The sequence below is a fragment of the Bacteroidota bacterium genome (genome assembly GCA_008933805.1).
GTDB lineage: Bacteria > Bacteroidota > Bacteroidia > UBA8524 > UBA8524 > SB11.
Genome location: WBUH01000002.1, coordinates 206,543 through 220,175 on the forward strand (window position 1 = coordinate 206,543; position 13,633 = coordinate 220,175).

General features: G+C 43.7%; 17 protein-coding genes. 5 read left to right on the plus strand and 12 right to left on the minus strand.

All coding sequences use genetic code 11. The features are described from left to right. Position 1: 1 nt before the first annotated feature. The 4 genes from F9K23_03005 to F9K23_03020 form a co-directional block, all read right to left on the minus strand. Positions 2 to 832 (minus strand): AraC family transcriptional regulator, encoded by an 831-nt coding sequence (locus tag F9K23_03005; protein ID KAB2918128.1) that lies wholly within the window; start codon positions 830 to 832, stop codon positions 2 to 4. Positions 833 to 842: 10 nt separating this feature from the next. Beyond that, positions 843 to 1,280: a DinB family protein gene (locus F9K23_03010; GenBank protein KAB2918304.1), complete on the minus strand. Its 438-nt coding sequence runs from the start codon at positions 1,278 to 1,280 to the stop codon at positions 843 to 845. Between the two features lie 309 nt (positions 1,281 to 1,589). After that, positions 1,590 to 2,123 (minus strand): hypothetical protein, encoded by a 534-nt coding sequence (locus tag F9K23_03015; protein ID KAB2918129.1) that lies wholly within the window; start codon positions 2,121 to 2,123, stop codon positions 1,590 to 1,592. 191 nt (positions 2,124 to 2,314) lie between these two features. Beyond that, positions 2,315 to 2,614 carry a hypothetical protein gene (locus tag F9K23_03020; GenBank protein ID KAB2918130.1) on the minus strand — a complete coding sequence of 100 codons (300 nt, stop codon included), beginning with the start codon at positions 2,612 to 2,614 and terminating at the stop codon, positions 2,315 to 2,317. Positions 2,615 to 2,696: 82 nt separating this feature from the next. Between F9K23_03020 and F9K23_03025 the strand changes: the two genes are divergently transcribed. Next, positions 2,697 to 3,413: a rhomboid family intramembrane serine protease gene (locus F9K23_03025; protein KAB2918131.1), complete on the plus strand. Its 717-nt coding sequence runs from the start codon at positions 2,697 to 2,699 to the stop codon at positions 3,411 to 3,413. 7 nt (positions 3,414 to 3,420) lie between these two features. Here F9K23_03025 and F9K23_03030 read toward each other — a convergent pair whose 3' ends face one another. Further along, complete coding sequence (locus tag F9K23_03030) at positions 3,421 to 3,936, minus strand: thioredoxin family protein (protein ID KAB2918132.1); 516 nt, start codon at positions 3,934 to 3,936, stop codon at positions 3,421 to 3,423. A 54-nt stretch (positions 3,937 to 3,990) separates the two neighbouring features. On the opposite strand from F9K23_03030, the gene F9K23_03035 reads away from it, so the two are divergent. Both F9K23_03035 and F9K23_03040 read left to right on the plus strand, forming a co-directional pair. Further along, positions 3,991 to 4,872 carry a J domain-containing protein gene (locus F9K23_03035; protein KAB2918133.1) on the plus strand — a complete coding sequence of 294 codons (882 nt, stop codon included), beginning with the start codon at positions 3,991 to 3,993 and terminating at the stop codon, positions 4,870 to 4,872. Continuing rightward, entirely contained in the window at positions 4,865 to 5,359 is a 495-nt protein-coding gene (locus tag F9K23_03040) for a hypothetical protein (GenBank protein KAB2918134.1), read from the plus strand. Before F9K23_03035 ends, F9K23_03040 begins: the two co-directional genes overlap by 8 nt. A 1-nt stretch (position 5,360) precedes the next feature. Here the strand turns inward: F9K23_03040 and F9K23_03045 are convergent, their stop codons facing one another. The 6 genes from F9K23_03045 to lipB all read right to left on the minus strand — a co-directional run bounded on the left by F9K23_03045 (position 5,361) and on the right by lipB (position 9,679). Continuing rightward, the gene (locus F9K23_03045) at positions 5,361 to 6,248 is read right to left on the minus strand and encodes an oxidoreductase (protein ID KAB2918135.1); all 888 of its coding nucleotides are present in this window, start codon (positions 6,246 to 6,248) and stop codon (positions 5,361 to 5,363) included. Next, positions 6,245 to 6,979, minus strand: coding sequence for a 3'-5' exonuclease (locus tag F9K23_03050; protein KAB2918136.1), 735 nt, complete (start codon positions 6,977 to 6,979; stop codon positions 6,245 to 6,247). The genes F9K23_03045 and F9K23_03050 overlap by 4 nt, the downstream gene beginning before the upstream one ends. 126 nt (positions 6,980 to 7,105) lie before the next feature. Next, positions 7,106 to 7,834, minus strand: a complete 729-nt coding sequence (locus F9K23_03055) for a TPM domain-containing protein (protein KAB2918137.1) — start codon at positions 7,832 to 7,834, stop codon at positions 7,106 to 7,108. Continuing rightward, positions 7,827 to 8,282: a TPM domain-containing protein gene (locus tag F9K23_03060; protein ID KAB2918138.1), complete on the minus strand. Its 456-nt coding sequence runs from the start codon at positions 8,280 to 8,282 to the stop codon at positions 7,827 to 7,829. The genes F9K23_03055 and F9K23_03060 overlap by 8 nt, the downstream gene beginning before the upstream one ends. A 5-nt stretch (positions 8,283 to 8,287) precedes the next feature. Continuing rightward, on the minus strand, positions 8,288 to 8,881 hold the full coding sequence (locus F9K23_03065) for a LemA family protein (GenBank protein ID KAB2918139.1): 594 nt from the start codon (positions 8,879 to 8,881) through the stop codon (positions 8,288 to 8,290). Between the two features lie 51 nt (positions 8,882 to 8,932). Further along, the gene (gene lipB, locus F9K23_03070; GenBank protein ID KAB2918140.1) at positions 8,933 to 9,679 is read right to left on the minus strand and encodes a lipoyl(octanoyl) transferase LipB; all 747 of its coding nucleotides are present in this window, start codon (positions 9,677 to 9,679) and stop codon (positions 8,933 to 8,935) included. A gap of 32 nt (positions 9,680 to 9,711) precedes the next feature. Here lipB and F9K23_03075 point away from each other — a divergent pair, with 32 nt between their 5' ends. Together F9K23_03075 and F9K23_03080 are read left to right on the plus strand one after the other, a co-directional pair. After that, positions 9,712 to 10,083, plus strand: a complete 372-nt coding sequence (locus F9K23_03075) for a YraN family protein (GenBank protein KAB2918141.1) — start codon at positions 9,712 to 9,714, stop codon at positions 10,081 to 10,083. After that, entirely contained in the window at positions 9,959 to 10,708 is a 750-nt protein-coding gene (locus F9K23_03080; protein ID KAB2918142.1) for a thermonuclease family protein, read from the plus strand. The genes F9K23_03075 and F9K23_03080 overlap by 125 nt, the downstream gene beginning before the upstream one ends. 3 nt (positions 10,709 to 10,711) lie before the next feature. On the opposite strand, the gene F9K23_03085 is transcribed toward F9K23_03080, so the two are convergent. Next, positions 10,712 to 13,582: an outer membrane beta-barrel protein gene (locus F9K23_03085; protein ID KAB2918143.1), complete on the minus strand. Its 2,871-nt coding sequence runs from the start codon at positions 13,580 to 13,582 to the stop codon at positions 10,712 to 10,714. Positions 13,583 to 13,633 lie beyond the last annotated feature (51 nt).

The following is a 13,633-nucleotide window of genomic DNA, read 5'->3' on the forward strand; positions in this document are numbered from 1 at the left end:
GCTATTCTTTGTAAAAAATCTTACCGAACTCGTTATCGGCAAGGGCTAACTTGGTGGGTGGCATCCCCGTGAATCGTTTAAAATCTTTGATAAAATGGGATTGGTCGTAGTAGAAATCGTAAAATGAGGAGGTGAAAAAGCTTTTCTCGTCGTTGCGGGCTAATGCCTGATAGAACTGTTGGAACCGAATAATGGACGCAAGGTTTTTAGGACTGATACCTGCTTTTTCGGTAAACTTCATGTTGAGCCAACGGCTGCTGTAGCCGGTTTCTTTTTCAAGCTCTTTTACCGTAATGCGACCTTTTGAAAACAGGATTTTTTTCACACAATAATCATAAATGGCATCGTGCGGTTGACGGGTAAACTGCCGTAGTAAAAACTGTTGCAGTAGGTAAATTTTCTCAGCCAGTGTAGGGGCGTTGCTTATGTGTTCTTCAAGGGTTTTTGCTGCCTGTCCTACAACGGTAGTTAGTGAGTGGATATGGTTTTTTATTTCGTTTTGGGGGAGATGAAAAAAGCGGTATGCACCAAAGACACTAAACTCAACCCCTATGGTGCCCGCATAGCTATCATCAGGCGATACTACCACAGAGGGAATATCCGTCATACCGATAAGTGTGATGCTGTTTTCAGCCGAGGTATGGTTGCAGCCTTCCATTATCCCCGTTAGTTTATTTCTAAAGGGTATCACCAGCTTTATCAGGCCGTTGGGTACAATCAAGTTCAGGTCGGCGTTGGGTGGTATGCCTTCGCTTTCAAATACCCACAGCTTATCAATATACCCTTGCAGTTGGGGCAGCGGGGTGATATTTTGAAGACGCATGAATGGCATACGACGGCTATTATTGTATTTGACCCAAGTGGTGTTTTAAATGGTCGATATAATCGGCAATTAAAAACTCAAGGGTGTGCGGTTCTTGCCCTTGCTTGCCGGTATCGCAAGTATAAGAAAGTTTTTCGGCAGGCATATTATCCAATACGCGGCAAATGTGCTGGTTAAGCACTTTCCATAATTCAACCACCTCTTGGGTGGGCGTGTTTTGATAGTTTTGGTGCAGTACCCACTCGTTTTGGTAATACACAATGTTTTGGTTTTGCAGGTGTTGGGTTACAATAAACCTGCGCAGATTGTTTTGGGCGCTATCAGCCAAATGCCCCAGTATTTCGCGCTTGCTCCATTTATCGGGTGCGGGTTTGTGACTCCACGCTTCTTCAGTAATACCGTTAAAAGCATTGAGTGAATTAGTGATTACATGTTTTAGTTCTGCTGAGGGAGTCATCATAGTTTTATGGGTATCACCCGAAAATCGGGAAGCAGATTCAAAAGTAAATTTTTTTGATGCAATTTAGTACGACAGGTTAAAACCAATCGTTTTTGTGATTACTCATTAGGAACGGACTTAAGTCCGTTCCTAATGGGGAATTGTAATAGCAGGGTTTTCAAACCCTCTTATAATATTAACAAGGCAGAGCGGTATTGACCCGAATATAAAATTCAGGTCTTTTAAAAGTAACGTCCCGAATGGTTTTAAACCATTCGGGACGCACACTTGCAACAAAGGCGGGCTTTATGCCCGTCGGGAGTGGGTTTACTCCTTCCCCTTATCACCCACAAATTGGTCGGTGGGGTGTTTAAAAAATACGTTAAAAGTAGTTAGACTGCCGTAGCAACGGGTAATGTATTGTTGTATATCCACCTTGGCTTCGTCGCTCAGGTTGCTGGCATTTACCTTTTGTTCCATCGTGCGCAGGCGGTCGCGCAGCATCACAATTTTGTGGAAGAACTGCTCAATAGGCACTTCTTTGGTGGCCAAATCCTTGCGCCCGGGTTGTAAAATCATTTTACCGCCCGTCCATTTTTCACCGAGCAATGATGTGCTTTCGGTTACATCGCTCCACTTTTGCAAAATGCGTATCAGTGAGCGTTCCACCTCGTACATACTCACCATATCGGTATCGGGTACCATTTCGTCAATCACTTCAATCTCATCCGTGTTGGGTATTTCCCTGTAACCGCTGCTCATAAAAGTTACCTGCAACGACGATGATTTAACGTTTATCACCACTCCTTCGCCGTGGTTGGGGTGCTTAATACGTGAGCCAATTCCTAAGTTGTATTCCATGTTTAGTTTCTTGTTTTAAGTGTACTGTTTTAAGTTTTTTATGGCCAAGTAACTTTGTAAACCGTCACCCTGAACTTGTTTCAGGGTATCATTACCAATTTACGATAATTACTTATGCGATACCGAAACAAGTTCGGCATGACTGTTTTTGTAGGGTATTACACCGATAACCAATAACAATCAACCAATAACTATTTTCCGAAAAGATTGCCTAAGCCCGGTAATAGTTGTCCGGCAATGGCTTGCATTTCTGCATTGGCCACATTGTCTGCATTTTCAATGGCACGGTTCACCGCCACCGTCAAAATGTCTTGCAACTGCTCTTTGTCTGCCAACAACCTATCGTCAATAATAATTTCTTGTATGCGGCGGTTTCCGTTAGCAATCACGCGCACCGCACCGTTTTCTGCTTCGCCTTGCACGCTAATGGTTTCAAGGCGTTGTTTCACTTCTTCGGCCTTCTGTTTGGCCTCATTCAATTTTCCGAACATGATTGGGTTTTTACGCAAATTTATTGCTTGCGCGTTTCTTTTAGCACGGTTTTAGTAAACTTTCGGATATATTACTGTAAAAATGCTGAAAGAAGAACTTAGCAGAATACGGTCGAGTTTTCAACTGTCACTATTTTTTGTGACGGTGATGTGGGCGGTGAAGATTATCGAAAACTCGATGGGTACCGACTTTAGCGAGTGGGGTGTTTTTCCGCGCACGCTGGGCGGGCTAAAGGGTATTTTATTCTCACCCTTTATACACGGCGATTATTATCACTTGTTTGATAACTCCATCCCTATACTGGTGCTGGGTACGCTATTGTTTTATTTTTATAAAGAGATAGCTTGGGAGCTAGCCATTCTTAACCTCTTAATTTCAGGGTTTTGGTTGTGGATTATCGGTCGTCCTTCGTTCCACATCGGCGCAAGCGGCTATATATACGGGCTGGCGGCGTTTTTATTCTTTAGCGGGGTATTCAGGCGCAACGTTAGTTTGCTCACCATATCCTTGTTAGTGGTGTTTTTGTACGGCAGTTTAATTTGGGGGATTTTCCCCGTGTTGGAGCATATCTCGTGGGAAGGCCACCTTTCGGGCGGCGTGGCAGGCACCTTACTGGCTTGGAACTACCGGAAAAAAGGGCCGAAGAAACCCGAACCGATTGTGCTGGATGAACCCGATGACAGCGACCCTTACTGGCTGGAAGAGGATGAAAAGGAAGACGACGACGCGTCGCGAAAGCCAATCCGCATCTACAAGTATTTTTATACCGGAAATCCTGCCGACGAACGCAGAGATTGACGCTTGATTAATGTGCCCCCACAGGGTTTACAATATCAGCCAAATCACTCTCCAAGTCAGGCTGTTTGGTACTTTCAACCACCCTGCCAACTTCTTTTCCGTCTTTTAAAATGATAAACGTAGGCACGTATTCAATTTTATATTGCTCCTCAAGGTCAGTGCCGCTTTGTTTGTTCATATCCACCAATACCAATGTTACTTTTGGCGGTGCAGCCAGCGTATCCAGTATTTTATAAAACTTAGGCAACAAGTTTTTTGTATCGCCGCACCAAGTGCCGCCAAACACAATAAATTCGTGCTCGGGGGTGAGGTATTGGTTTAAACGGTCGGTGGCAAAGTGGTTGGTGTTATACCATTTATACTCAAGTGCAAACCAGTCATACTTGCGGGAATCATTAAGTATTTCACGGGTATGAATGCCCTTTGGGTCGGTATTGTGTGAAAACATTTTGCAGGAATAAGTTAAAACAATGAAAAGAAATATAATGGAGGCAGTAATCTTGCGTTGTGTTTTATAAATCATTGTACAAACAATAAATTTGGAGTGCTAATATAAAACCAAACCTCGGGCTACGAAATGCTTAAAACGGGAAATTTATATGAAATAATGGGACTGCCGCGCTATGCTTCTTTGGGCGAGGTAAAGGCCACCTTCAGGCGGTTGGCGGTGCAGCTCCATCCCGATAAAAATCCCGGAAATGTTGAGGCCGAAGAGTTGTTTAAGCAAATATCCGCTGCGTATGATATTTTGGGCGATGAACAAAAGAAAAGGGACTATGATTTAAGACTTTCAGGGTTTTATGCGTATCAAAAAACGGATGGTGAAGCAGAGAAGAAAAAGCAACAAAGCGAGGCGATAAAAAAGCGGAAACGAGAAAAATACGAACGCGAAACCCGCGAAATAAGAGACGCATACTTGAGGGCGCAAAAAACAATGCCCTATAAGTGGCGGTACCGATTGGTGGTTGCAGGCATTTTGCTATCCATGTTCATCATCATCACCAACTGGTATTCTTACGATGTGCTTGGCGAGCGTGAACCGGCCTTTTTTAAAATGCTTTTCGGGTATGTGGTTACGCTGGTTTGTACGGTATATTTCTTAAACTCATTGTTTAAAAAATGGAATGCCGAAAATCTTGATGAGCCCTTTAGGTTTGAGGTACGCAACCGCATTGCCCTGTTTTTTTTAGGGTATGTGGGACTGATATTTTTGTTTAGTTTTAATGCCCCGCAATTATACAAGCAAGTGCAGTTGGACGTATTTGGAAAGACCACCACTGGGACATTATCGGCGGCTATGGAGTCTAATATTGTGCTGGTATATTTTGTTGATGGTGAAAGTATTAGCAAATCCTACGACATTCCCCATAAGTATTATGGCAGAAGTATTAACGTAAGGGTAAAATACTCAACCTCAAACCCTCATGTTTGTGAAGTTATTGAAACACTCAATGAATAAAAACATACTACCGATATTGTTGATTCTATTGGCTTGCGCTTGTAAAGATGCAGCAAAATCAACCAATGGTGAGAAAACAACATCCAAGCAGGAACAGGACACCTGCAATTGGTTAACGTTTGAATATAAGGTGGCCAAAGCATTTTTGATTAACGACCCTGAGGGATATTTGGAAGCCTTTAGTGCTAATAAACCGTTTGATAAATTTATCAAAGCCGATTCGGTGTGGATACTGGACTCGACACAAGTGAATAAACTCAACGATATTTTGTGCGGGCGGATTGTAAGCAAGAAAAACCCTGAAGAAGTTACTGCTGCTTGTTTTGAACCGCACCACGGTGTGTTGTTTTACGACAAGGCCAATAAGATTGTGGCAAGCGTTAATATTTGCTTTTTATGCAACAACGCTCAAATATTTCCGCCTGCAAAGAGGCACGATATAAAAGCACTTGGACAGTGGTGTGAGGATATCGGAATGCCGAGGTGAGTTAACTCCTCAACCTTGCAAAAACGCCCAGCGGCAGTTTTACTCCGCTTTTGGCTTGCAGGTACAGTTCGCCTGTTTCACGGTTTTTAAATTGCGGGAAGTTTATATCAATCAGGTTCTCGATGATTAATGCTGAAAAACCCAGCGAGTAAGTATTCAGCACTAAAAAGTACTCTTTTGGGTCGAGTAATTGGGCTACCTCTTTCAGCAATTCATTTATAGAGTCTTCCAGTTTCCAGCGCTCACCGCCTGCACCAATACCGTAAGCAGGAGGGTCTAAGATAATGCCGTTGTATTTTTTACCGCGTTTCACCTCGCGTTGTACAAATTTCAGCGCGTCTTCAACCGTCCAGCGAATATCGCTAAGGCCGCTTAGTTCCATGTTTTCGCGTGCCCAGCCCACTACTTGCTTCACGCTGTCTACGTGCACCACATCGGCACCTGCAGCTTTTGCAGCCAGCGATGCACCGCCTGTGTACGCAAACAGGTTTAGCACTTTGGGTTGTTTGGTGTTAAAACTTTGGATGCTGTTGATGATAAAATCCCAGTTTTCAGCCTGCTCAGGAAATACCCCTACGTGTTTAAAGGCCGTAAGAGCCAGTTTAAAACGCAATTTGTGTTGCTTGTGTGAGTATTCCAAATGCCAGTTATCAGGCATTTTTTGGGCTTTGTTCCAATTACCGCTGTGACTTGATTTTTGGGCAAAACGGGCGTGCATTAGCGCATCCCATTCGCGCTTTTCAAATTGCTTATCCCACACGGCCTGTGGTTCAGGACGAGCCAACACGTAGTTGCCAAAACGTTCCAGTTTTTCAAAATTTCCGCAGTCAATCAATTCATACTGCTTCCAGTGTTGGGGGGTAATAAGTTTCAAGCTCAATGGGGTTATGCGGCAAAAATAATGTTTTCGTCGCTAAGGATGGGCAAACCTTTAAAACGCAACAAAAGTTGGGCTACTGTTACCACATCTTTCTGGCAATAGGTTTGTATGCGTTCAAGGTCGTTTAGTTTCCAGTAAATATCTTTTACCATACTGCCGTCAATGTCGTCTTTCGGCGTAGGAATATCAAAAATGGCGGCAAGTAATTCAAGCGAGGTATAGGCTTTGTAATCACCAAACTTCCACAATTCCATAGTATCAATGTGCTGCACTTCCCACGGTTTTTTACCCGCAGTATTTAATATACCGGGCAGCTTAATACCGTTTACCAGCATACGGCGGCACAGGTAGGGAAAATCAAACTCTTTACCGTTGTGGCCGCACAACAAGTTGCTTGTGCGGTTAAATTTATCCTGAAGCAAATCGGCAAATTCTTGCAGCAGTATTTTTTCGTCGTGGTTAATAATGGATTTGATACGGAACTTATAGCCGCTTTCGCTTTCGGGGTTTCGTACAAAAATGCCGAAGGAAATACAAATCACTTTGCCAAACTCGGCATAAATGCCGGCCCGTCCATAAGCATCTGCTGCTGATGGGTTTTCGTTATTGCGGATAAACGTTTCGGCTTTTTTCACCCACAGTTCTTTAAACTTTTCGGGCAAATCATGAAAATCAGGCTGTTGGGGTACTGTTTCTATATCCAGCACCAATATTTTTTCTAAGTCGATGTTATCCAGCATGAAGTTGGTTATCGGTTATTAGTTATCAGTTGTTGAGTATGTTTAAAGTTGTGGAGCGTTGAGATAGGGATGGTTTATCAATTATAAAGCCGTATTGTTTTACCAATAACTAATAACAAAACCCAACTACCAGCTACCGCCGGCACCGCCGCCGCCGAAGCTGCCGCCACCAAAACCCCCGAAGCCGCCACCGCCGCCTCCACCTGATGACCATCCGCCACCACCAAAACCGCCGATGTATCCACCGCGGCCAAAAGTGCCCATTCCGCCACCCATGCGTCGGCCAATAGAAAGCACAATTAAAATAATGATGATAATTACTATCATCAGCCAACCGGGTATTTCGCCTTTCTTTTTGCGGCTTTTGGCTTTGTATTCGCCGGCTGCAGCTTTCATAACTGCAATCGAACCGGCCATCAAGCCTTCATAATATTGTTGTTGTTTAAAACGGGGTTTTATTTCGTAATCGATGATACGTCCTGCCAAAGCATCGGGTATGGCACCCTCAAGTCCCCGCCCAATTTGGATATACATTTTCCTATCGTTCAGGGCAATGTATATCAGTACTCCGTTATCGTTTTGGGCATCACCAATGCCCCAACCTTCGGCAATATCAACACTACGGGTAAAGGGTTCTTCGCCATCGGGTAAATTACTTTCAATAACAATGGCTATCTGGTTGCTGGTACTATCATCATAAGCCACCAGCACGCGCTCTAAATTATTACGCTCGCTTGCGCTTAGAACTCCTGCATAATCGTTTACAAGGGTATTGGGTTTTGCAGGAATGTTTCCTGCAAATGCCTGTGATGCAATCCCTATAACTACAACAAGGGCAATTAAAACTTTACGCATTATGCCCTCCAAAAGATATATCGTTGCTTAATTCGTTTTTATCATCGTGTGCGTAGGGGAAATATGCTTTTAGCTGTTCTCCCGCCATTTTCACACCTTCGCAAAGAGCTTCGGTATATTCACCTTTTTTAAGGTGAGCGGCCATTTTCTCTTTAGTAGTGTCCCAAAAATTTTGCCCCACTTTGTGGTGTATACCTTCATCGCCCAGTATGGCAAACTTATGGTCTTCGTAGGCAAGGTAAAAAAGCACCCCGTTACGTTGTGCGGTGTGGTGCAATTCCAGCTCATCAAATACTTGTAAAGCCCTTTGCATAGGGTCTGTCTTGCAAAAGGGCTCTACGTGTACTTTTACCTCGCCGCTGGTTTGCATTTCAGCCTCGTTAATGGCTGAAATAATCATTCCCTGCTGCTCGGGGCTGAAAATATCTTTGGGTTTGTTAAAAAGCATCCCTGTTATTTATCTTTTTTGAAATCAATCTTGGGAGCATTTTGTGCGCCTGCATCCGCAGCAAAGCTGCCTTTTTTCTCAAACCCGAAAAGTCCGGCCAGTATATTACCGGGGAACATACGGATAGAGGTGTTATAGCTTTGTACAGCCTCGTTAAACAAATCGCGGGCACGGTTGATGCGGTTTTCAGTTCCGGCCAACTCAACTTGAAAATCTTTAAAGTTTTGGGTAGCAGTTAGCTGAGGATATTGCTCAACAGAAACCAATAAGCGGCTTAGTGAGCTGCTGAATTGGGTTTGTGCCTCTTGAAACTTTTGAATGTTTTCAGGGGTAAGGTTGTTGGCATCAATATTTACCGAGGTAGCTTTCGCGCGGGCTTCAATTACTGCGGTAAGAGTACTTTTTTCAAAATCGGCGGCTCCTTCAACAATTGCTTGCAGGTTGGGTATAAGGTCAAAACGACGTTGGTAGCTGCTTTGAACATCGGCCCATGCTTTGTTCACCTTTTCCTCTTTGGAAACAAAACCGCGTTGTGCAAAAATGGCCCAAAGAACCAATACACCGGCTACTACAAGTAAAATAATGGTTGAACGTTTCATAAATGGTAGTTTGTTTTATAAAGTATGTGCAAGTTATGTATTATACTCAGCTTATGCCATAAAGTCTATACCAAACACCTGCGATAACCGATAAGCGAACTTTTCCTTTACTTCTGTCAGGTCAATTTGGCGGTTTAGCTCCTGTTGCATGCTGGTTACTGCCTTATCGTCAATACCGCAGGGTACAATATGCTCAAAGTAGCTCATATCGGTATTCACATTCAATGCAATACCGTGCATGGTTATCCAGCGACTGCACCGTATGCCCATTGCACATATTTTGCGGGCTTTCTCAGGGTTTTCACCGTCAATCCACACACCTGTAAGCCCATCTACTCTACCTGCCTCAATGCCGTAATCAGCAAGGGTCATAATCACCACTTCTTCCAAATCGCGTAAAAAGCGGTGTATGTCGGTATAAAAATACGTTTCCAAGTCCCAAATAGGGTACACCACCATTTGCCCGAAACCATGATAGGTAATATCGCCGCCGCGGTTGATTTTATAATACTTAGCGTGAATGTTCTTCAGCCCTTCTTCATCCACCAGCAGGTTTTCAGGCTTGCCGCTTTTACCCAACGTATAAACGTGGGGATGCTCGCAAAACAAAAGGTGGTTAGTGGTTTGGGGTGGAGATGATTCCGTTGACTGTTGACCGTTAACTATGGACTCCCGTTCCAACTCCTGCCTGCGGTGTTCCAGTTTTATGTTTACGTTTTCGGCAAACAGCTTTTCCTGTAAGTCCCATGCCTCTTTGTAATCAATAACACCTAAATCGGTTTTTTTAACGGCTACCATAAAACGCTGCAAAATTAGTTATTTTCGTCGGGATGGCTGATGCACCACACATAGAATTAGGCAAACAAGGGGAGGAGATTGCAGTACAGCATCTTATCAGCAAAGGGTATGAGATTTTGCACCGTAATTGGCGCAGTGGGCGGAGTGAGGTAGATATTATTGCCCGTATTGGTAACGATTGGGTGTTTGTGGAGGTGAAAACCCGCGAGACGGATTACTTCGGGTATCCCGAAGAGGCTGTTGACAAGGCTAAGCAAAAGCAACTGCAAAAAGCAGCCAATGCTTTTGTGGAGGAATACTCTGTACAGGGGGATATACGTTTTGATATTGTGGCCATTGTACTCAACAGCAGCAAACAAGAGGTTTACCACATTGAGGATGCTTTTTGGCCGATGGATTTTTAAGATGATATTATTGACTATGAGATATTTTATAACCGCGTTGTGTTTTTTGGTGTTGATTCCTTTAAGTGCCCAAAAGGTAACAAGGGTAATTGACGGTGATACGTATGTACTTGAAAACGGAGATAAGGTGCGTATGATTGGTATTAATGCCCCCGAAATGAAAACCGAGTTTGGGGATGATGCGAAGGAGCATTTGAAAAGTTTGATAGAAGGTCGTACGGTAGAATTGAAATCGGACAAGGGGAATGGTGATAAGGATAAATACGGGCGACTATTGCGCTATACGATACTGAACGGTGAAGACATCAGCCTGCGGATGGTGTGTGACGGATACGCAATAGTTTATACACGCTTTAAGTTTAAGAAGAAACAAGAGTACCTTGAGTGCGAAACAACCGCTAAGGATAACCTTTTAGGGGTTTGGGGCGGTGCCGCTAACAATAACACGTACCAAAAGAAAGAAACAAAAAAGGCCGAGCCTGCCCAAAAAATTGAAGAGAAAACAGCCGACCAACCCCAAGCTACCGAGACTGACCCATTAGAAAAAGCAACTACCTATCTTATTTTAGGGGTACTTTGCTTTGTATTGTTAGGAATACTTTCAATAAAACGGCGCAGACGCTAAGCATTAATGCTGTGGTGGGCGCATACCGGGTGCACCACCGGGAGGCATAAACGGCATATCGCTTTTTTGCTCGGGTATATCGGTACTGCTACCTTTCTTAAAGTGTTTGATGGTGTAGGTAAACGTTAGCATAAAGTACCTGTTTAGCACCTGTGTGCGGGTATCTTCTACATACGTTTCAGTTACAGTGCGACCAATGGCGTTGTTTTGGTTCAAAATGTCAAACACGCTCAATTTCAGTTCACCCGCATTATTCTTCAGGAATTTTTTACCCATTGCGGCGTTCCACAGCAAAAAGTTTTGGTTAAAGCCGCCTGTTAAACCGCTATACAAGGTTTGGGTAGCTTCGGTATTCACAAACCAACCTTTCCAAACAATCCAGTTTACCTTACCGCCGGCGGTATGGAAAAAGAAGTTATTGTTCAATTCAGGGCGGATGGAGTTCTTAACAATGTTGTAGTTGGCAGAGTAGGATAGGGTAAAGTCAAGCTCTTTACTAACATTACTGCTAAGGGTGATACCTTGTGTTAGCGAAGTTGATTGCGCAATATTCCGGCGGCCGTTAATAAGGCTTGGAGTACGTGAGTAAACAATGCCTGTGCTGCTGTTAATGTTAGATTTTACAAATCCCGCAGGTAAGCCGTACATCAAAAACGAACGTACGGTATAATATCCGTTTAAGTTAACAGGCATACTCAATTGGCTGCCTCTGTTTAGTGCAATGCCGTTTACGGTAGTATCGTTGGCTGCAATGATAGTTGATGTACCAATGTAGTCTTGTATGTTTTGTCCCATAAACATTAAAAACAGGTTGCGCGCTTTTTGCGGATTGGCAAACATTAAGCGGCCAAACAGCATACGTGTGTATTGTTGTTGCAGGTTGGGGTTACCTGTGCTTAGTAGTAGGGGGTTGCTATTGTTTACAAGGTTTTGCAACTGGCTTACCGATGGTGCGCTGGTGCTTGAGCGGAACCTGCCGCGGAAGTTGCTTTTTTCTGAAAACTTATATCGGAATGAAGCCGAAGGCAAAAAGTTGTCAAACGGACGGCTGATGGTATTATTTGCGGGGAAGGTTTGAGCTGCTTTTAGCTCAGCTCGTTGGTATTCTAACTCTACAGAAAAACCTGTGCCCTCGTTTACGTTGTAGCTAAAATCAATTCCGCCGCGTTGGATAGCATAAGTGCTGTTAAACCTGTTTGAAAGTGAAGTATCGGGGTAGCTGTACGCATCGGTTGCAGTATCAAAGTTGTTAGTCTCTTTTGAGGTTTTAGAGTAAGTAATTTCAGGCGAGTATGAAAACTGTAACATCGTTTTTTTACTCAATGGCTCAGTATACACCAACCTGCCCGAAATATTATGGCCTGATGTATTGCTTATACCGCGTTGGTCTAGTAACTGTGAGCTGAAAATAGGGCCGTAATAGTTGTTGTTTGAGAACAGCGAATTTTTACCCTTTTTCTCATTAATACCGCCTGTGATGTTGGCCGAAATAGTGCGGCCTTGTTTGGCAAACTTGTGTCGGTACAAAAGGTCGCTGCTTACATTGTATCCGTTTTGTTTTGAGGCGGTATTATTCAGCAGGTCGCTTAGTAAAAGTTCGCTTTGCAGTTGGGTTTTACCCGTTAGTTTATTCTCGTTGTTATTTACTTGCAAGCTAGCGCGCGGAGTAAATACAATTGAGTTTGATGAATCGATGTTGTACTCTAACCTGAAATTAGCACGGTGGTTATAGTTATCAGCGGTAGAACTGCTGTTTTCGTTATACAACTGTGCACTGTCGCCGCCAATAAAATAAGTACGGTTTAGCAACTGTGTGTTTTCGGTTACAGAGTTGTTAAAGAAATAACTACCGGTAAGGGTAACTTTTTTTGACAATGAACCGCTGTAGTTAATCCCGAATGAGTGGGTGGTGCTGATACCTTTTTGCTGGCCTACCATAAAGTTGGCACTTGGCCCGCCGCCCATCATACCGCGACCACCGCCACGATTACCGCCTCCGCCGCCACCTGTACTGGCAATACCCAGTAAGTCTTCGGCAGCAAAGTTTTGTTGGTTGGTATTGTTTGATAACCCCACAATTGAAAGGCGGTGAGTGTTTTTCATAAAGTTCAAACTCAAACCGCTGCTATACCTGTCTTTATCTCCATAGCCACCGTACACACGGCCAAAAACTCCTTCACGGCGGTCTTTGCGGGTGATAATGTTTATTGTTTTTGCGGCATTGCCATCGTCAATCCCTGTAAAGGCTGCTTGGTCGCTTGAGCGGTCAAACACCTGTACTTTATCAATCATATCGGCAGGCAGGTTACGCAAAGCCAGTGAAGGGTCGTCACCAAAAAATTCCTTGCCGTCCACCAATACTTTTTTCACATCCTCGCCTTGGGCTTTTACCTGGCCGTTTTCAACCGTTACCCCCGGCATTTTTTTCACCAAATCTTCGGCAGTAGCATCGGGGTTGGTTTTAAATGCTTGTGAATTATACTCGGTAGTGTCTCCTTTTACCTTGGCAGGCGGTAGTCGTTCAACCACCTCAGCGCCTGAAACTTCATACATCGCTTCGGTCATAAAAAGCACACCCAATTTCAAACTCTCACCCACACGAATTGTTCGGTTGTAAGGGTTGTAGCCTATCGAGGTAGCATGCATACGGTAGCCACCTTGTTGCACATCTTTAATGGCAAACTTGCCATCAAGATTTGTTACGCCGTAAAATTTTAGTGTACTATCCTTAAAAGAGGTTAGAATAATGTTTACGCCAATCATAGGCTGGCGTGTAGCACTATCCTGCATGGTGCCCTCAACCGTGTAGCTTTGAGCTACGGCACTGCTTCCAAAAATCAAAAAGAGTATAAAAATCCCTATCCTACCTTGCATATACTATTTGTCAAAAAAAAAATAATCCCTAGCCTTTGATACTTGCCGCTT